19 protein-coding genes are annotated in these 19511 nt (G+C 42.0%); 7 read left to right on the plus strand and 12 right to left on the minus strand.

Features of this window, described 5'->3' with window-relative positions; translation table 11 throughout:
* Positions 1-39: 39 nt before the first annotated feature.
* The 5 genes from Q8M62_RS02145 to Q8M62_RS02165 all read right to left on the minus strand — a co-directional run bounded on the left by Q8M62_RS02145 (position 40) and on the right by Q8M62_RS02165 (position 3530).
* Positions 40-804, minus strand: coding sequence for a DUF547 domain-containing protein (locus tag Q8M62_RS02145; RefSeq protein WP_304901336.1), 765 nt, complete (start codon positions 802-804; stop codon positions 40-42).
* A gap of 203 nt (positions 805-1007) precedes the next feature.
* Positions 1008-1526, minus strand: coding sequence for a rhodanese-like domain-containing protein (locus tag Q8M62_RS02150; RefSeq protein ID WP_304901335.1), 519 nt, complete (start codon positions 1524-1526; stop codon positions 1008-1010).
* A gap of 36 nt (positions 1527-1562) precedes the next feature.
* Positions 1563-2276 (minus strand): Crp/Fnr family transcriptional regulator, encoded by a 714-nt coding sequence (locus tag Q8M62_RS02155; protein ID WP_092729192.1) that lies wholly within the window; start codon positions 2274-2276, stop codon positions 1563-1565.
* Positions 2277-2348: 72 nt separating this feature from the next.
* Entirely contained in the window at positions 2349-2825 is a 477-nt protein-coding gene (locus tag Q8M62_RS02160; RefSeq protein ID WP_304901334.1) for a type I restriction enzyme HsdR N-terminal domain-containing protein, read from the minus strand.
* Positions 2826-2846: 21 nt separating this feature from the next.
* Positions 2847-3530, minus strand: coding sequence for a helix-hairpin-helix domain-containing protein (locus Q8M62_RS02165; protein WP_304901333.1), 684 nt, complete (start codon positions 3528-3530; stop codon positions 2847-2849).
* Positions 3531-3828: 298 nt separating this feature from the next.
* Here Q8M62_RS02165 and hemA point away from each other — a divergent pair, with 298 nt between their 5' ends.
* Both hemA and Q8M62_RS02175 read left to right on the plus strand, forming a co-directional pair.
* Positions 3829-5097 carry a glutamyl-tRNA reductase gene (hemA, locus tag Q8M62_RS02170; protein WP_304901332.1) on the plus strand — a complete coding sequence of 423 codons (1269 nt, stop codon included), beginning with the start codon at positions 3829-3831 and terminating at the stop codon, positions 5095-5097.
* Between the two features lie 91 nt (positions 5098-5188).
* Positions 5189-6757 (plus strand): WG repeat-containing protein, encoded by a 1569-nt coding sequence (locus Q8M62_RS02175; protein WP_304901331.1) that lies wholly within the window; start codon positions 5189-5191, stop codon positions 6755-6757.
* 15 nt (positions 6758-6772) lie between these two features.
* Here Q8M62_RS02175 and floA read toward each other — a convergent pair whose 3' ends face one another.
* The 3 genes from floA to proS form a co-directional block, all read right to left on the minus strand.
* Positions 6773-7777: a flotillin-like protein FloA gene (gene floA / locus Q8M62_RS02180; RefSeq protein ID WP_304901330.1), complete on the minus strand. Its 1005-nt coding sequence runs from the start codon at positions 7775-7777 to the stop codon at positions 6773-6775.
* 6 nt (positions 7778-7783) lie between these two features.
* On the minus strand, positions 7784-8242 hold the full coding sequence (locus Q8M62_RS02185) for an NfeD family protein (RefSeq protein WP_304901329.1): 459 nt from the start codon (positions 8240-8242) through the stop codon (positions 7784-7786).
* 107 nt (positions 8243-8349) lie between these two features.
* Positions 8350-9831 (minus strand): proline--tRNA ligase, encoded by a 1482-nt coding sequence (gene proS, locus Q8M62_RS02190; protein ID WP_304901328.1) that lies wholly within the window; start codon positions 9829-9831, stop codon positions 8350-8352.
* Positions 9832-9952: 121 nt separating this feature from the next.
* Here proS and Q8M62_RS02195 point away from each other — a divergent pair, with 121 nt between their 5' ends.
* Both Q8M62_RS02195 and Q8M62_RS02200 read left to right on the plus strand, forming a co-directional pair.
* On the plus strand, positions 9953-11344 hold the full coding sequence (locus Q8M62_RS02195; protein ID WP_304901327.1) for a hypothetical protein: 1392 nt from the start codon (positions 9953-9955) through the stop codon (positions 11342-11344).
* A gap of 78 nt (positions 11345-11422) precedes the next feature.
* Positions 11423-12937 carry an OmpP1/FadL family transporter gene (locus Q8M62_RS02200; protein WP_304901326.1) on the plus strand — a complete coding sequence of 505 codons (1515 nt, stop codon included), beginning with the start codon at positions 11423-11425 and terminating at the stop codon, positions 12935-12937.
* Here Q8M62_RS02200 and Q8M62_RS02205 read toward each other — a convergent pair.
* The 3 genes from Q8M62_RS02205 to Q8M62_RS02215 form a co-directional block, all read right to left on the minus strand.
* Positions 12927-13457 (minus strand): shikimate kinase, encoded by a 531-nt coding sequence (locus Q8M62_RS02205; RefSeq protein ID WP_304901325.1) that lies wholly within the window; start codon positions 13455-13457, stop codon positions 12927-12929. The genes Q8M62_RS02200 and Q8M62_RS02205 overlap by 11 nt on opposite strands.
* Positions 13454-14551, minus strand: a complete 1098-nt coding sequence (locus Q8M62_RS02210; protein WP_304901324.1) for a BT_3928 family protein — start codon at positions 14549-14551, stop codon at positions 13454-13456. Before Q8M62_RS02210 ends, Q8M62_RS02205 begins: the two co-directional genes overlap by 4 nt.
* 125 nt (positions 14552-14676) lie before the next feature.
* Positions 14677-15234: a DUF1599 domain-containing protein gene (locus Q8M62_RS02215; RefSeq protein WP_304901323.1), complete on the minus strand. Its 558-nt coding sequence runs from the start codon at positions 15232-15234 to the stop codon at positions 14677-14679.
* Between the two features lie 14 nt (positions 15235-15248).
* Here Q8M62_RS02215 and folP point away from each other — a divergent pair, with 14 nt between their 5' ends.
* Complete coding sequence (gene folP, locus Q8M62_RS02220; protein ID WP_304901322.1) at positions 15249-16133, plus strand: dihydropteroate synthase; 885 nt, start codon at positions 15249-15251, stop codon at positions 16131-16133.
* Positions 16130-17005, plus strand: coding sequence for a diadenylate cyclase CdaA (gene cdaA / locus Q8M62_RS02225; RefSeq protein ID WP_304901321.1), 876 nt, complete (start codon positions 16130-16132; stop codon positions 17003-17005). Before folP ends, cdaA begins: the two co-directional genes overlap by 4 nt.
* A 93-nt stretch (positions 17006-17098) precedes the next feature.
* Here the strand turns inward: cdaA and kbl are convergent, their stop codons facing one another.
* On the minus strand, positions 17099-18295 hold the full coding sequence (kbl, locus tag Q8M62_RS02230; RefSeq protein ID WP_304901320.1) for a glycine C-acetyltransferase: 1197 nt from the start codon (positions 18293-18295) through the stop codon (positions 17099-17101).
* 154 nt (positions 18296-18449) lie between these two features.
* Here kbl and Q8M62_RS02235 point away from each other — a divergent pair, with 154 nt between their 5' ends.
* Positions 18450-19406, plus strand: a complete 957-nt coding sequence (locus Q8M62_RS02235) for an NAD-dependent epimerase/dehydratase family protein (protein ID WP_304901319.1) — start codon at positions 18450-18452, stop codon at positions 19404-19406.
* Positions 19407-19511: the final 105 nt, after the last annotated feature.

Here is a 19511-nt window from a genome sequence, read left to right on the forward strand (position 1 = left end):
TTTGAAAATAGTTGAGAAAAGTTACCGAAAAGGTTTTAGCTATTCGTTGAGATTCCAATTATAATCCTTGTGAGTAATTTTTGCAGTAGACTTGATTTTCACTTTAGCGTATGTGTTTAGAAAATCTATTAATGTCCCCTTTTTAGTAAAGTCTCCTTTAAACCATAAGAATATGGAAGAAATCTGTGCATTGTCAGGCGTTATTTTATTTTGATTTTGGTCATTAATGAAGTTGGTAGTCACTTTTTGTAGCTGTGATTCTATTTTTTCGGCCATGTAGGCCTCATTTAGTAGAGGCGGACAAGAAACAGAGGCACAGTTGACTGCAAAGTGGATTCTAGGTTCGTCAAATTCTTTCCTGAGAATGGAATGCTCGATCTCATCCAAACTGGAATCTACACCGCCAATTTTGAAAAACTTATAATGCCAAACATCTTTAAGCATGGGGATTTTAAATTTTGGCCCTAAATCACGAATGCTTTTGACAGGGTAATTATCCACGATCAGCTTCACTGTAAATGCATTGTACGCATTGATCCAATAGGCTAATTGTTGTTCTTTAGTCCAGGTTTTCCGGTCAGGGGCATTGTCACTCAGGAGTTTGGTGTATTGCTCCAGTTTTGCTTTGTCTTTGATAAATCCCTTATAATCCACCAATCCATTGGATTTGACATGGGATTTAAGCAAGCCGTCCCAAATCTCATGACTGGGTGGCTTAGTGCCAGCTAATCCCAAAGTCGAACTTTGACAGGAGAAGAGAAGCATTGAAACAGCAAAGAAGAAAATAGTTTTATTGAGTTTCATAAGGTTATATTTTGTCTTTCAGTTGTTGTATGGAATCTGTTTTGCCTGCCTAATGTCACCAGTTGAATTATAATCATCCCAGTAAGTAAGGCTAGAATCAGGCAGGCTCGATTTCATGGTTAGATTTCCATTAATTACGCAGTAAGCCAAATCTGGGATGAAGATGAAAATCAAAATGTCAGGGGACAGACAAAAGGTGGATTCTAGTAAACCTTTTCTCCTCTAGTCAACCAAATCCCCCAAGTCCTCGAATAGGTGTGTACTTTTTGGGTGGGTTTACCCGCCGCTTCCAGGCTTCTGCCTTCATTTGACCATTGAATGATCCCCCCATACAGGTTAACTACCTTTGTAAATCCGGCTTCTTGTAATTTTTTGCCGATTTCCTGGGATCTGGCACCTACAGTACAATAAATCAGGACGGGTTGGTTCTTTTCGAGCATTGCCACATTTTTCAAATCAAAGGTGTCATAACCTATCCATTTTGCACTGGGAAGATGGCTCACTTCGAATTCTTCCTTTTCGCGGGCATCAAGAATTTGATATTCGGAGATGTCAGTGACTTGATCTGACTTAACAACCGGAAAATCTTTGTCATATAGGGTGCTGAGCAAGGTCCTATAAGGCAGGGACTGCGAAAAACTTGGTGTCGCAAAAAGTATAATCCCCAAGAAGACTACAGGTAGACCCCAAACTGTTCTGCCAGAAAATAAAGAAATGCTCATGATGGGAAAACCCCTAAAAACCAGAAGAGGTTCTACTTAGGCATAGAAATCTGATAATCGAGCTAAGCCTTTCTTATCCTTGATGATGATTTTTTTACCTTCAAGGTCAATAAGGTTGTCCTTTTTGAATTCAGAAAGCAGACGAATCACCGATTCAGTAGCAGTCCCAACTATCCCTGCGATTTCCTCTCTACTTAATATGAGGTCGATTTTTTGATTTTCTCCACCTTCTACCCCATAGGTATTACCGAGTTGAAGTAAGACAAAGGCTAAACGCTCTCTAATACTTTTCTGAGTTGCATCCGTGAGTTTGTCTTCCATTACTCCAATCTCATTACTCAAGGATTTGGTAATTCTTCTCAAAAACGGAGTGTTGTGAAGAATTGAATTCATGAAAGCTTCCTTGGGGACAAAACAGATTTTAGCATCCTCCACAATCATGGAAGAGTTAGAGTAGTTTTCTTCGCCGAGCAAGGCGGCATATCCCAAAAAATCTCCTTCCTTGGCCAAGTGAATTATCTGTTCTTTCCCATTGGAGGCGGTTTTATAGACTTTGACTACGCCTGAATTAATGCAAAAAATTCCCAAAGGTTTTGTTCCTTCATTATACAAAATTTGGCCTTTTCGGTGAGAAATCAGGTTCTTATGCTCCGATATCACACAAATCTGAGCTTCGGGTAATTCTGAGAAGAGAGAGTACTTCCTACTTCTACAGAGCTCGCATGGGGTATTATGGGATTGATTGGTCATCGTATTGCTGAGGTATAATGATTACAGTTCTAATATAAAAAAAGGGTGACGTATATCATGTTTTTAGTCAGGTTATTTCGGGCATTCAGGCAAATGAGGCTTCTGCACAAATTTTTTTTCGCTTTCAGAATATTCCACATAGATGTGGTTTAGGCCATTTGACAATACCAGATTAGGACAGTTTAATGTTGAATTGTAGGTCATTATCTGACTCAACGACCCTTCATTGATTTTGATTCCCGGCGCCTTGCATTCCACCAGCAAATAGGGATTGCTCGCTCTGTCGAAGACCACCAAATCCGTCCTTTTACTCATTTGATTGTATTTCAATCCCTTTTCAAGAGAAAAAAGTCCTCTTGGAAAATTGTGATGATAAATCAAAAAATGGATCCAATGCTGACGAACCCATTCCTCCGGAGTCAAGACCAAAAACTTTTTTCGCAAAGAATCAAAAATCCAAAGTTTGCCATCCCGCTGCTGGAGTTCCGGCTCAAAGTGAGGGAGGTTTAATAGGGGGAGGTTAATTTTTTGATTCAATTCCAAACTCATGCCCAAAGATGACAATACCTTCTATTCAAAACTAAGGTAAGGCTTGATCTTTTGAACCCATTCCGTCTTAAATATTTTGATTTTCAGCAGATCGTCCGATGAATTGAATTTGCCATGCTGGGTTCTAAAGGCGATCAATACCTTCGCCTCTCCATAACTGATATAAGGGTGCGCAGCCAATTCCTCCAATGACGCAGCATTGATTTTCAGCTTTTTGAAGATGCGCGGATCAAACTCAAAGAAATCCCAGACCGCCTCGGCTGTTTCAGTCTTGACGCCAAAAACCTCTCCCAACTGACTCTTACTATGAAATCCGCCCAAGTTTTCGCGATACTTGATAATCCTGCCGGCTGTAGCTTGACCAATTCCGGGCACGATTTGAAGCATAACCGAATCAGCCTCGGAAAACGGAATCCGATTTAGATTATTGATTTGCTTTTGATTCCTTGTTGTTTTGGCGGTGTCATTTGGGTTAAATGTGGGTAGCGGAGAAGTTTTCAGCTGAACACCCAAGGTTTTCAGGCTGTCCAATTGGAGTTGATACCGGTCGAAAGCCTGCTCTGCCTGTTGATTTTTGAAAAATCCAATCCCTATGGGTACAAATCCAAACACTACTAAAAATGGGATCAGAAGTACAAATCCCTTTGATTCTTTTCTGGAAAACCCCAGGTAAGATTTCATCCAATAAAAAATGGTTTCCTTCATACGTTTATATTTTGATTTTTAAAGGCCACACCTGTCAGGAAGCGGGCTGGGAGAGCCGTAGATTATCATTCCCCGGTGTAAAAAGCTTTTCTCATGAGTGTTTCGTGGCTTTAAAAAGTTAGAGATAATAACAATAACTTATAAGTTAATATGATTGTGTTTAGAATCCAATTTGGACCCACATTGAATTGGAATCCAAATTCTTTATTTAGACGATTTCTAAATTACAGACCTATTACACGAAATAAACTTTTGGGGGGACTTAGTCTGTTAAATTTGTGTTGTCAAACTTGTAAAGATGCATACCAAGTTTAGAGCCTTAAGTTTATCCCACAAGACCGCGCCCGTTCAGATCAGAGAATTGATTTCTTTGGATGAAGGATCGATTCACAGTATCCTGCTGAAGCTCAAAGAGTTTTTTAGCTTGGGTGATGCGCTCATCCTATCTACCTGCAACAGGACTGAGGTTTATTATAGTCATGAACTTGACCTTAGTACTGAAATCATCAAATTGGTCGGACTTGAAAAAGGCCTGACTGATGTGGTGGATTACCTCGATTATTTTGTAGTGCACAATGAAGACCGCAAAGCCATCACCCATTTGTTTCGAGTATCGATGGGCTTGGAAGCGCAGGTAGTTGGTGACATTCAGATTTCAAATCAGGTGAAGAGAGCCTACCAAACTGCCGCAGATTTGGATATGGCAGGTCCTTTTTTGCACCGACTGATGCACACCATTTTTTTCACCAACAAAAGGATTGTACAGGAGACGGCGTTCAGAGACGGAGCTGCTTCACTTTCCTATGCCACCATCGAACTCATCGATAGTTTGACTTCCAACATCTATCAGCCAAGAATACTTTTGATAGGAGTAGGAGAAATCGGTGAAGATGTGGCCAAAAACATGGTTCATTTGCCTGAAGCAAAAGTAAAGATCACCAACAGAACCCAATCCAAGGCTGAAGAAATAGCCGGAGCAATGGGTTTCGAGGTGGTTCCTTTTGAAGATTGTCAGAAAGCCATGAAAGAAGCGGACGTAATTGTCTGCTCAATCATGAAAAATGAGCCCTTCATCACCAAAGAATTGGTAAAACAATTTGACATTCAGAGCTACAAGTTGTTGATAGATCTGTCTGTCCCAAGAAGTATCGAGACCTCAGTAGAAGATGTGCCCGGTGTTGTACTTTACAACGTGGATAATATCCGTAGCAAAGCCAGTGAGGTATTGGAGAAGCGACTTTCGGCAGTCCCTCAGGTAGAGCAGATCATCAATGAAAGTATTGAGGATTTTTACAATTGGAAAAAGGAAATGATGGTCTCTCCGACTATCAATAAGCTGAAGCAGTCACTGGAGCAAATCCGTCAGGAGGAGTTGGGCCGATTCCTTAAAAAAGTGGACCAAAAGGAATTTGATCTGATTGACAAGATTACCAAAAGCATGATGCAGAAAATTCTGAAAGTTCCTGTAGTTCAGCTTAGGGCGGCATGCAAGCGAGATGAAGCGGAAGAGATGATCGAAATAATTTCAGACATTTTTGATCTCGAAAAGATTAAGATCGAAAAATAATCAGTGTTTTTATTCACAGAAATGACCGAGGGATCAAATAGTATCCTTTGGTCATTTTATATTTAGGCCAATAAGAATTCAATTTCCCAAAATGGTTACCTCCCAAATTCGCTCCCTGCTGGCATTGCTGGCTTTTTCTTTTGTTTGCACCACCTTACCTGCCCAGACATGGGGGGTATATGACTTACAGGGGAATCTTAAATCTCTGGCGATATACGACCGGATCGAAGTCCTCAGCGAAACTGTGATCACAGGCAAGAATGAAAAAGGCCTTTCGATGCTCTCAAGAGATCTGAAGCCGGTAGTGGATCTCAAAGGTGATGAGGTCTATCAGTACCTTGCACCTTGGATCCTGGTCAAAGGGCCAAAGGGAATTGGTGCTTTTCATGAGTATGGCATGCTGGCGTTGCCGCTGGAATACGATGAAATCCAAACTTATTATAACTTTTTGCTGGGGCGAAAAGGGAAGGAATATTGGTTCTTTGAGAAGGGAAAAGAAAAAACAACCGCTATTGGAGCCTGGGAGAAAGCCAATTTTACCAAAAATGGAGTCCTAATCGGCCAAAAGGCAGGAAGCTATTTTTTACCTCTTTCGAAAGACCCCGAACGTCCATACAAGCTTATCCAAGAGAACGAAGGAAACTATCTCCTTGCGCAGGAAAATACAGGCTTTGGAATTCTAAATTTTGAAGGAGATTATGTGATGCAACCTACCTTAGCTCAACTCGAGCATACGAGAGGTGACTTCTTCTATGGTTATGATCAGAATCAGTATCTCCTGATCAAAGGCGATCACATCAAATCGGATGTATCCTACAATTCCTATCACAAAATCACCAGGGAAGGGGGGCTGATGCTTGAATACATTCACGGAAAGCTTCGACGGGTGATGGAAGAAGATGGGATTTTGCTCGATTCAGTGGGTATCGAATCAGTGAAGTTGGTTGGGGATAATTTATATAATGTCAATTTCAGAGGAAACAAAGTTGGACTTTTGGGCAAAAAAGGCTGGCAAGTGCTCCCGTCAACCGATTTGAACTGGATCAATCCGGGTGCCGAGGGATTATTTCCCGCTGGCAAAGGAGGTAAAACAGGTTTTGTAAATTCTTCGGGGAAATGGGTGATCGAACCCAGGTTTGCCGAGGCAGGTAATTTTTCCGAGAGAATCGCATCCTTCCGAAACTCTTCCAAATGGGGATTGATCGGAATGGATGGACACATCATCAGTGAACCCAAGTGGGATGAAATCAAAAACTTCTCCTCCGGAATAGCAATTGCACAAGACAACGGTCAGTTTTTTTTATTGGAAAAAACCGGCTCAATGCTAAATCAGGAAGGGTTTGATAAGGTCTGCAGACTGAAAGAAGGCTATTTCTTAGTGGAAAGAAATGGCAAAAGAGGCTTGTTGAGCAGCGTTGGAACAGAGATTCTTCCAACAGATTTTGATAATATTCAGGTGGAAAAGCTTGATTTTTTTATCGTGAGCAAAGGAGGACTGACCGGAGTTTTGAATGAAAAAGGCGATGCGATTTTCCCCATCAATTATCTGGAAATCGTGGCCGACTGGACAGGAAATCAAATCTTGGCCAAAGAACTTTATAAACCTGTGGTGATTCAGGTGGAAGAATCAACGAACGGGAAAAGAAAAAAGGGAGCTTAATGCTCCCTTTTTTCTTTATTTCTTTTCAGATTTTCCTGAATCCTTCAGGTCCTTATCCGAGCTGGCGATCGATTCTCTCATCGAGGTATCCGATTTGATATTTTCCATTCGGTAATAATCCATCACACCCAATTTTCCGGTTCGGAAAGCCTCAGCCAAAGCCTTAGGAACTTCTGCCTCAGCTTCGATTACTTTAGCGCGCATTTCCACGTTTCTGGCTTTCATTTCTTGTTCCAATGCTACTGCCATGGCACGTCTCTCCTCTGCTTTAGCTTCTGCTACTTTCAGATCCGCTGAGGCTTGATCGATTTGAAGTTTTGCACCGATGTTGGTTCCCACATCTATATCTGCGATATCAATCGACAGAATTTCGAATGCAGTCCCTGCATCCAAACCGCGCTGAAGTACCAATTTGGAAATTCGATCAGGGTTTTCAAGTACTGTTTTGTGATTGGCTGAAGAACCGATTGAGGTCACAATCCCCTCGCCTACTCTGGCAAGAATCGTTTCTTCGCCGGCACCACCGACGAGTTGCGCAATATTTGCACGAACAGTAACACGGGCTTTAGCTATAAGCTGAATCCCGTCCGCAGCAACTGCAGCTACATTGGGAGTATTGATCACTTTTGGATTTACCGAGATCTGAACTGCCTCGAAAACGTCCCTTCCTGCCAAGTCGATCGCTGTCGCCTGTTTGAAGGTCAGACTGATGTTTGCCTTATCTGCAGAGATCAAAGCTCTTATAACAGTCGGTACATTCCCCCCTGCCAAGTAGTGTGTTTCCAAATCATTGGTGGTCAGGTGGAGACCTGCCTTAGTAGCCGTAATCAAGGAATTGACAATCACGCTTGGCGGCACTTTTCTTATTCTCATACCGATGAGTTCCCCTATCCCTACCTTCACATTGGAAAACTGGGCCGTAATCCAAAGTCCAACCGGAACGAAATACAGAAAGATGAATAAAAGTACTATCCCTGCAAATGCAGCTATTAATACGAACAACGAACTTGATGGATCCATAAAGATTTATTTAACTATTATTTTATTGTTTTCAATTTTTATTATGCTCACTTCTCTACCCACTTCTATAAAACCATCTTCAGATTTTACCTCATAGCTCGTATCGCCGAATTCAGCTTTTCCGATCGGCTTAATGTCCGAGACTGCCTTGCCAATCATTCCAACGGACAAACCTAAAGTTCTGCCGTCAAAAGCCCCTCCCTGCATGGATGATTTCAGCGAAAAACGATTCCAGACGCCTGAACTGAAACCATACCAAACCGCAATCAGGTTTAAAATTGCCGCAGTTCCGATAATCCAGTAGGCCGTCTCCGAATCATAGGAAACAAAGGCATAAACAATACCTGCCAGGGTGATCCCCAAGCCCAAAATTCCAACGATGGTTGTTCCCGGGATAAACAAAACTTCGATGAGAAGTAAAATCAATCCAATAATCAGGAGACTGGATAATATCAGGATTGTCATTGGCCTATGAAGCGGTAAAATAGAATTAGGCCTAAAATACGAGTTTAGAAGGGTAAACCTATACGGAAAAAGAAAAAACCCGGAAGGAATATTTCCGGGTTTTGATTTTAGTAGGCCTTCGCGAAATATACGCGACCTGAAGAAGGATTTCCTGTGAGCACACAAGTTCCTGCTTCTTCCTTTCTGTCCAGTGGAATGCAGCGAATGGTTGCTTTGGTAAGCTCTTTAATTTTTTCTTCAGTTTCAGAGGTTCCATCCCAATGCGCAGATACAAATCCGCCCGTATCGTTAAGAACTTTCTTAAACTCTTCCCAGGAATTTACCTCGGTAGTAACAGATGCCCTGAAGTCGATTGCTTTTTTGAAAATCCCATCCTGGATTTGATCCAATAAATTCGAAATTTTAGTTGCGATGGGTTGAGAAGCAAGTTCAAAGGTCTCCTTGGTCAAATTATCCCTTCTGGCTATTTCAATGGTGCCATTCTCGAGATCCCTTGGCCCCAATCCTATTCTCACAGGTACGCCTTTGAGTTCGTATTCGGCAAATTTCCAACCCGGCTTCTGGGTATCCCGATCATCATATTTTACAGAAATACCGACTTTTCTTAAGTCAGCCATGATTTCTTTAGCTTTGACGGAGATCAATTCCAGTTCTGCTTCTCCTCTATAGATAGGAATTATCACCACTTGAATCGGTGCTAATTTTGGAGGAAGTACCAGACCATTGTCATCCGAGTGAGCCATGATCAGCGCACCCATCAGACGTGTACTGACTCCCCATGAAGTCCCCCAAACATATTCCAGTCCACCTTCCTTGGTTGCAAATTTGACATCAAAAGCTTTTGCAAAATTTTGACCCAAAAAGTGAGAGGTTCCTGCTTGAAGGGCTTTCCCATCCTGCATCATCGCTTCAATACAAAACGTCTCGTCTGCGCCTGCAAACCGCTCATTTTCTGTCTTTTTACCTTTGACAACAGGTACAGCCATGTATTCCTCAGCAAATTGGGCATATACATTCATCATTTGAATGGTCTCCTCCATAGCTTCCTTTGCTGTGGCATGAGCGGTATGCCCCTCTTGCCAAAGAAACTCAGTAGTCCTGAGGAAAAGCCGAGTTCTCATTTCCCATCTCACCACATTGGCCCACTGATTGACTAAAAGAGGGAGATCTCGATATGATTGAATCCAGTTTTTATAAGTACTCCAAATTACCGTCTCGGAAGTAGGCCTAACAATCAATTCCTCTTCGAGTTTTGCATCCGGGTCAACAATTATTCCTGAACCATCTTCTGCATTTTTTAGCCGATAATGGGTCACCACAGCACATTCTTTTGCAAAACCTTCCACATGACTTGCTTCTTTACTCAAAAAAGATTTTGGAATAAAAAGAGGAAAATATGCATTGGAATGGCCTGTTTCCTTAAACATCTTATCCAGCTGTGCCTGCATCTTTTCCCAGATCGAATAGCCATAGGGCTTGATCACCATGCAACCACGCACGGGAGAGTTTTCTGCTAAGTCCGCTTTTTTTACCAATTCATTATACCACAGGGAATAATCTTCGCTGCGTTTTGGAAGTCCTTTGCTCATTTGGTTGGTTAAAATGTTAAAATGTCTTTATTTTTGCTTAATTAGGGCTGGCAAATATAATCCAAAAAGTATAACCTCAGGATTGTCAGTTCGTATAACAAGACAACAATAAACTTCAACTATGAAGAAATTACCAATAATCGCCGCTTCATTTCTATTAGGATCATTTGTCGTTTCCTCTTGCAGTACCAATAAAATGGCTGCCAGTGCGACTGACGACAATTTGTACTTCATGGCTTCGGATGTGAAAATTGCTACGCAGTACGCAGTTGATAACAATAATCCTCAGTCTTTTAGAAACATCTCCCAAGAACCGGAATTAGCCGAGCAAAACTTCAGTGCGAGAAATGTCAACCCTGAATACATTTCAAGATATCAGGCGACGCAGAATACTTCTGAAGATGGGGTAGTTTATTTTGAGGAAGGAGTAGCTAATCAAAATCAAGTTGGAAATATCAACGCCTACGATAATTATTCCACTTCGGGAAATAGAAACAACGGCTTTAACTCACCGAATATCAATTTCAATTTTGGAATGGGAATGGGATTCGGAGGCATGATGAGTCCTTGGGGCTTCTATGATCCGTTTTGGGGTCCAGGCTTTGGGTTCAGACCAGGACTTAGCATCGGAATTGGTATAGGATGGGGAAGTCCATTCATGGGTTCCGGCTTTGGTTGGGGCAATCCGTGGAGAAATCCATACATGGGTTTTGGAGGTATGATGAGTCCTTGGGGCTTTTATGATCCGTTTTTTGGACCTGGTTTCGGAATGATGGGTTATGGAATGGGTTTTTCTCCTTGGGGTAGACCAATCTATGCAGGTAGACCAATTTTCATCCTTCCTGGTGCCGAAGGTGATCGAAGAACGGTTTATGGTGCTCGTCCTTCAAGAGGTGCTTCCCTAGCTAACTCAGGAATGAGATCTTCTCAAGCCGGTGTGATACCAAGCACTGCAAGAGCTCAGGCAAGAGGAAATGCTTCGGCCGTGGATAATTCCTCCGCCAGAAGATTAGTTTCTTCCGAAAACTCCAGAGTTGCATCAAGAGATTTCAGCAATTCTCAAAATGATTATTACAATTCCGGAAGAAGTAGAGTAGCTCCCACAACGAGAAATACCAGCTCTCCGGCAAGTGACAGAGGTGTAAGTACTAGGTCCAGAAGCACAATTCCTTCTGCCAGAACTCCAAACAACCTGAATCCGAGTAGCAACACCAGAAACTATTCCCCATCAGGAACTAGTTCTCCTGCATATAACAACAATAGATCTACAAGTCCTTCTTTTAACAGAAGCACGAGTCCTTCTTATAATAGGTCAACTGCACCTTCTTACAACAGAAGCACAAGTCCAACAAATAACAATAGAGTTGTGACTCCTAGCAGAACAAATTCAACTCCTACCTACAGCGCTCCAAGCAGATCAAGTGGAGGAGGAAGCATTAGTGCTCCGAGCAGAAGCTCAGGAGGGTCCTCAGGCGGTAGTGTCGGTGGATCCAGAGGAGGAAGGGGGAATTAATTTCCCCTTTTTTTTTGCTTAAATTCAGCACAAATATCTATCGCATCCGTTTATTCTTTTCAACCAAACTATTATTTAATGAGAATTCTGACAGTCTTTCTCACTCTCACTTCATTCACTATTGGAGGAGCCTTCGCTCAAAGTGGATATTTTGAAGATGCCTATCGCTTTAGCAGAACAATACCATCAGGATCGGCAAGAATTATAGGTATCGGAGGTACTCAATACTCATTAGGCGGCGATGTCTCCAATATTGCCGGAAACCCAGCAGGACTCGGTTTTTTCAGATCATCCGAGGCAAGCATCACTTTAGGCTATAATGATTGGGGAGTGAGCACTCAGTATTTGGGACAAAAAGGATCCTATAATACAACAAACTTCAGCCTGCCCAATATGAGTTATGTCATGGCCAACCCAAAAAACAGTCTGAAATCGGGTGCTTTTAAAGGTGGTGCTTTTGGAATTAGCTTTCAGCGAATTGCAAATTTCAATACCGAGTATGGGTATTTTTCTGATCTTCTTGGAGAGAGTTCCATCATTGATTTTTATCTGCAAGATGCCTTTGGAATTCCCGAAAGTCAGATTGAAAATTTTGGACTTACCGGACTTGCCTATAAAACTTATCAAATCAACCCAATTGCTTTTGACCAACAAGGAAATCCTATCCCGAATCCTAATTCTTACGATTCTTTTGTTTTGGGATTACCCTTTCAGGATGAAAATATAACTCAAGAGGGTAGCGCAAATCAGATTTCATTTTCTTATGGGGCAAATTTCAATCATAAAGTTTTTGTCGGTGGCGGAATAGGAATTAGATCACTCTCCTTTTCTTCATTCAAAAATTATAATGAGGAATTCATTGATCAGCCCTTAGCAAATTCAAACCTTAGAGAAAGCTTATTTATCAGTGGTGTTGGGTTGAATTTAAATTTAGGCTTGATCTACAAACCCATTGATAATTTGAATTTAGGCTTCAACTTTCAATCCCCAACTTGGTATGCATTGAACGAAGAATATGAAGCGGGAATGACCGCTAATTACAATAATTACTTTTTTGAACAGGAGAATGTGACTTTGGGCAGGGAAAATGCGGTTACAGATTTTGTGATCAGTAAATATGGACTGAACACTCCACTTAAAATCGGTGGAGGAGCTACCTACTTCATTGGGAAAAATGGGTTCATTTCTGCGGATATCGATTGGGTAGACTATAGCGCCGGAAGAATCAGCTCCAACGACTTTGATGAAGGTCCAGATAACCGAGTAATTCGCGATATCTATGCCAGTACAATCAATTATCGCATAGGTGGCGAAGCTCGGGTAAATAATTTCAGATTCAGAGCAGGATATGCCTTCTTTGGAGATCCCTATGCTAATTCCTTCGGATTTGATCAAAGTACCCAACAACTCAGTGGTGGCTTTGGTGTAAAAATCAATTCAATTTCAATCGACTTTGCCCTAGTCAATCAGAAATACAGGGGCCTTTACAGAAGCTACCAAGTATTGGATTCAAATGGCAACAACTTTGGTCCAGTCACCGAACTGGAGAACAACATAACTTCCGGTGTCCTTACTCTTGGGATTAATTTTTAAGCTGATTAATCAATTCATACATCAAAAGCTCAGCGGAGAAATCTTCACCGCTGAGCTTTATTTTTGACTGATTGTAAAAGTGTTCCCGCTGAGCTAACAGGCTCTTTAGCTTCAAAGTGATCTCTCCCTGATCCAAATTCAAAAACATGGGACGATTATGTGCTTTGGAAACTCTTAAGCGTTCGGAAATAGTATCTAATGGAACATCCAGGTAAACGGATATAGATTTCTCGTTGATCAGATCCATATTGTCATTAAAACACGGCGCTCCTCCTCCGGCCGCGAGGACAAACGAAGCATCCCGATGCAGTAATTCCGAAAGTGTTTCAGTTTCCCATTCTCTGAATTTCCCCTCTCCGTGAATGGCGAAAATTTCGGGAATTTTTAGCTGAAATTTCTCCTCGATTTGGTAATCCAAATCCAAATAGGGAAAGCGTAATTCATGAGCTAACTGCCGACCAAATGTGCTTTTGCCACATCCGGGTAACCCTACAAGAACCACTTTCAGCCACTTACTCATAGGAAGAAGTCCAAAACATCCGTAGCATCCGGAGTATTGTTATGGTGATACTTTTCCATCACCACTCCGTCTTTCAAGATCATAATCCCGGGATTGGCTCGCATGATTGTTTTTACAACCGTGGCATCAGCTTGCAAGCCCATCACACTCCAATTTTGTTTGGACAAAAAGCTGTCAATTTCTTCCTGACTCGCCGCAGCCATAAAAACCACATCCACGGGCGCACCTTCCATCGATTTCACCAAATCATTCAATTTAACCAGATTAGCCTCACTCATTTTAGCCATGTTGCTACTGAGGATAATCACCTTGTTGCCTGCAAAAAGAAACTCGGACTGATCACCTTCTGCATTCCAGGCTGCAAAATCTGAGATTTTCGGAAGCGCGTCGGGATTCTGCAATACCATCTCTACAAACTCATAGCCGTCTTCAGCCGGATATTGATCAAAAGTGAAGGTCTCTCCATCTTTTTTCATCACGTAGATGTATTGAAGCTGGGACGAAGGCTGCATATTAACGGGAATATTGACGCCGTTCTTATATGCTCTGAAGTCGATAAACGGCAAGTTTTGAATTGCCCAATACGCAATCCCCAAAGAAATTACCAAGGTGAAAATTGCAGTAATACTCGCCCATTTTGGCGTTTCTTCGGGAAGATCTTTTCTGTAAAAGAAAAGGAAAGAAATCATGATCAAGAGGATAATATCTTTGTAAAAAGATTCCCAAGGTGTCAATTTGATCGCATCGCCAAAGCATCCACAATCTGTGACTTTGTTGAAGTAAGCTGAGTAAAAAGTCAGAAACGTAAAAAACAGCACCATCAAACCCAAAGCCCAAACAGTCTTTTTCAACTTGACACCGATAATCAGCATGACTCCCAAAACCACTTCTGCTACCACCAACACCACACCGATATACAAAGCAAAAGGCTTGAAGTAGTAGAAGAACCCTGCGATGTCGTTAGAGAAAACATCAAAATATTCCTCCAACTTGATAGCAGTCCCTACCGGATCATTCACTTTGATTAACCCTGAGAAAATAAAAAGACCTCCTACCAAAAGGCGAAGAATCCAAAGTACTGTTTGCTTATTCATATGTTTTTATTTTTTTCAATAACCAAACCCGAAGGCTGGCTTTTGGACGCTCTCACTTACCTACAGCAGACAGGTGATTGCTATTATTTTCGACTGTTTCTCGTTTTTCGTCTTGCCGGTCTAAATCAGGCAGGTTCAATTTTATGGTATCCAAGTTTGATCAGACAGAAAACAGAATAGTTTATCATATCCTGATAGTTGGCCTCAATTCCTTCAGAAACGATGGTTTGCCCTTGATTGTCCTCGATTTGTTTTACTCTAAACAACTTCATCAGTATGATATCTGTCATCGAACTCACGCGCATATCTCGCCAAGCCTCGCCATAATCATGATTTTTATTTTCGAGCAAGCCCCTCGTCGATTCAGTCCAGTGATCATAAATGGGCTCGAGTTCGGCATATGGAATCTCCATCCGGTCATCATCTCTCAAGCTGATTTGAATTAAGGCAATCAGGCAATAGTTGATGATCCCAACAAATTCATCCAAGATTGGATCATTGACCTTTTGACTCCCTTTTTCCTGTATTGACCTAATTCGCTGTGCTTTGATGAAAATCTGATCCGTAATCGACGAAAGCCTCAAAATCCTCCAAGCTGTCCCATAATCAAGTGTTTTCTTACTGAATAAATCTTTACATCGGGCGATTACTTGCTTATATTCGTTGCTGGTATTAGTCTCCAAAATTCCTTTGTTTAATGCTATCCGGATCAAATCCGTCTTCTTCGACCGAAGATAAATTATTTCCACAAAAATATACACTCCAAATCAAAGGAAGGATCGTATGCTTGGATAAACCACAAGTGATGGGAATCTTGAATCTGACTCCGGATTCTTTTTTTACCGAAAGTCGCGTCAATAAAAATCGTGAAGCAATCCTCGAGAAAGCCGGGAAAATGATTTATGAAGGTGCCGACTTTTTGGATTTGGGTGGATATAGCTCAAGACCGGGTGCTGTTGATATTTCAATTCAGGAAGAAATCGATCGAGTGGTACCTGCTGTGGAAGTCATCCGAAAGGAATTTCCCGATATCTTACTGTCAATCGATACTTTCCGATCCAAGGTAGCTCAAGAAGCCGTATTTGCAGGTGCTGATATCGTCAATGATATTTCTGCCGGGAATCTGGATGAGGCCATGCTTCCCATGATTGCAAGTCTTGGAGTTCCCTACATAGCTATGCATATGAAAGGAAATCCACAAAACATGCTGTCCCAGTCAAATTATTCTGATATTCTGAGAGAAATACTGCATTATTTCGCGGAAAAAGTGGATCTTATTAGAAAACTTGGCATCAAAGATGTAATTATCGATCCTGGGATTGGATTTGCAAAGACGATTGAGCAGAATTTCTATTTGCTGAAAAATCTAAAAAGTTTTGAAACCTTGGGATTTCCACTTTTGGTTGGGGTATCGAGGAAATCAATGATTTACAAAACACTGCAAATTGATACTACAAATGCACTAAACGGGACAACAGCCCTGAATATGTTTGCTTTATTGCAAGGAGCAAACATACTCAGAGTTCACGACGTTAAGGAAGCAAAAGAGACTGTAAAACTATTTGAACGACTATACCCTTGAGCTTACTTTTCAAAATAGGTTTTTTGGACATCTCCATCGTCAATATGATCGATATTGCGTTGGTGGCTGCGCTATTGTACCAAGTTTACAAGCTTCTAAAAGGTAGCGTTGCAATCAAAATCTTTGTCGGTTTCCTTTCACTTTACCTGATTTATCTTTTGGTAAGGGCACTCCGAATGGAACTGCTTTCAGCAATTCTCGGCCAATTCATGGGAGTCGGAGTAATTGCTGCCCTCATTATTTTTGCTCCAGAGATCCGAAAGTTTCTGTTGATTGTCGGCCGTACTTCAATTTTCTCCGACGACAATATTTTAAAGGATATTCTTTTTTTCTGGAGAAAAAAAGAAAATTCGGCATTCAACATCAGTCCGATCATTGATGCATCCAAAGTTCTGGCAGGAAGCAACACGGGAGCTTTAATGGTCATTTCCAGTAATACCGAATTGAAATTCTATGCAGAAAGCGGTGACATTTTGGATGCCGAGCTTTCGAAGCGCTTGCTGATTTCGATTTTCAACAAATACAGCCCACTCCATGACGGTGCAGTAATCATTCACAAAGGCCGAATTAAGGCTGCGCGATGTATTTTGCCGGTTACAGAGCGAGAAGTGCCTGCTCAGTTTGGACTTCGCCACCGAGCTGGAATCGGCATGTCTGAGGCAACCGATTCATTGATCCTAGTCGTATCTGAGGAGACAGGTCAGATGTCCATGATGAAAAACGGTAAAGTGCTGCATAATCTTTCTTTTCAGGAAATAAGAGAAATCATCAACGACTATCTCAACAATGAGGACTTGGATGATAGATTCGAAAACCTCTCGGAATACGACCATTCGACAAAAAGCAGCTTAGCAATTTCAGGAAAATCCTGATTGGAAAAGAATAATTTCAATGGAATGAGGAAATAAAAAGCCTGTCAGTTTTATTTTGACAGGCTTTATTATTTCAATTAGGCATCAAAAAAATCATTTTAATACGCCAAGCTCTTTGCCCACTTCTATAAAGGCGCCAATCGCCTGATCCAAATGATGTCGCTCGTGACCTGCTGAAATCTGCACCCGGATTCGAGCTTGGCCTTTTGGTACGACAGGATAATAGAAGCCAATCACATAGATCCCTTTCTCTAGCACCTTTTCCGCCATCTTCTGCGAAAGTACGGCATCATAAAGCATCAAGGGCACAATGGCATGCTCGCCCGGCTTGATGTCAAAGCCTGCGGCAGTCATTTTGGATCGGAAGTACTTTGTGTTTTCCTCCAACTTATCCCGCAACTCGGTAGTCTTCGAAAGCAAATCAAAAACCGCGATAGAAGCTCCTGTGATGGAAGGCGCCAAGGTATTTGAAAACAAATACGGTCTGGATCGCTGTCGAAGCAATTCGACGATTTCTTTTCTACCGGAAGTAAATCCACCAGAAGCCCCACCCAGGGCCTTTCCAAGCGTTCCGGTAATGATGTCGATTTTGCCCATCACACCGCAATGCTCATGGACCCCACGACCCGTTTTGCCCATGAAACCTGTCGAGTGACACTCATCGGACATCACTAGCGCCTCATATTTTTCTGCCAATGCTACGATTTTGTCCAACTGGGCGATGGTCCCGTCCATGGAGAAAACCCCGTCGGTCACGATAATTTTCTGCTTCGCTCCGGCAGCGATGGCATCCTGCAATTGCTTTTCCAGATCAGCCATGTTGTTGTGCTCATAGCGATAGCGCATTGCCTTGCAAAGACGCACGCCATCGATAATCGAAGCATGATTCAAAGCATCCGAAATAATGGCATCCTCCGCTCCAAAAATCGGTTCAAAAACTCCCCCATTCGCATCAAATGCTGCTGCGTAGAGGATCGTATCTTCAGTCCCCAAAAACTCAGAAATCTTCCGCTCCAATTCCTTGTGGATGTCCTGAGTTCCGCAGATAAACCGCACAGATGACAACCCAAAACCATGGGTATCAATGGCCGCTTTTGCCGCCTCTACTACTTTTGGATGGGAAGAAAGTCCGAGGTAATTGTTTGCACAGAAGTTCAGCACTTTTTGTCCTCCAGCGATGGTAATCTCAGCAGATTGGGGAGAAGTGATGATGCGTTCTTTTTTAAACAATCCGGCTTCTTGGATGGATTTTAACTCTTGTTCTAATTTGGGTTTAAGCTGATCGTACATGCGCTATTGAATTAAATTGATTTTCAGATTTTGAGAATTCCGCCAGTCAAAAAACTGAGGCGGAGCGGTGATTTTTACTACTTTTGCGCTAGCAAACCCAAATATAAACAAAAACCCTCAAGGCCACTTTGGGGCTTTTTTGGAAGATCTTCCCATGGAAAAAATCCTCATCATCGGAGCTGCCGGACAGCTTGGTTCAGAACTCACCCGATCTCTTGCCTATCAGTTTGGCGGAGAGCAAGTTATCGCAACAGACCTCAGAGATTCGGCTCGTTTTGAGTTTGATTATTGCCGATTTGAAGTCTTGGATGCGATGAATAAAGAGGCGCTTCATGATTTGGTCAAAGAAGAAAATGTCACGCAGATCTATCACCTTGCCGCCGTACTCTCGGCTACAGGCGAGAAAAATCCAAAGTTTGCTTGGCACCTGAATATGGAAAGCTTGCTTTTCGTTTTGGAGCTTGCCAAAGAAATGAAGCTGGACAAAATCTATTGGCCTTCTTCCATTGCCGTATTCGGGCCAAATACTCCAAAAATCAACACCCCTCAATACTGCGTCAAAGAACCCAACACGGTCTATGGCATCAGCAAGCAAGCAGGGGAAAGATGGTGTGAATACTACTTTCAAAAATATAATGTGGATGTCCGCAGCTTGCGTTATCCGGGTCTAATTGGATATAAGTCCCTGCCTGGCGGTGGCACCACAGACTATGCGGTAGACATTTATCACAAGGCTTTGGCGGGTGAAAAATTCACTTGCTTTCTCCGGGAGGACAGTTACCTACCCATGATGTATATGCCTGATGCGATCAAGGCTACTCTTGATTTGATGAATGCCCCTCGGGAATCGGTAAAAATTAGATCCAGCTATAATCTTTCCGGTATGAGTTTTTCTCCTAAGGAGATCTATGAAAGCATAAAAAAGTATGTTCCCGGATTTGAGATTGAATACAACCCGGATTTTCGTCAAGTGATTGCCGACTCTTGGCCTGACACTATTGATGACAGTCGAGCAAGGGAAGATTGGGGATGGCAACCGGATTATGATTTGGATGCAATGACGAAAGACATTCTTGAAAACCTCCCGACATTTTTTCCGCCGAAAAAGTAAATCACCTGATTCAGCCTAGAGACGACAGGCTTTCAAATTCTTAAGGAATATGATTTTTATAGTTATTTAAATACAGCCTACTAGAAGAAGGAAGGCAGTATCCAA

It is taken from the genome of Algoriphagus sp., from assembly GCF_030694375.1.
In the GTDB taxonomy this organism is placed as follows: domain Bacteria; phylum Bacteroidota; class Bacteroidia; order Cytophagales; family Cyclobacteriaceae; genus Algoriphagus.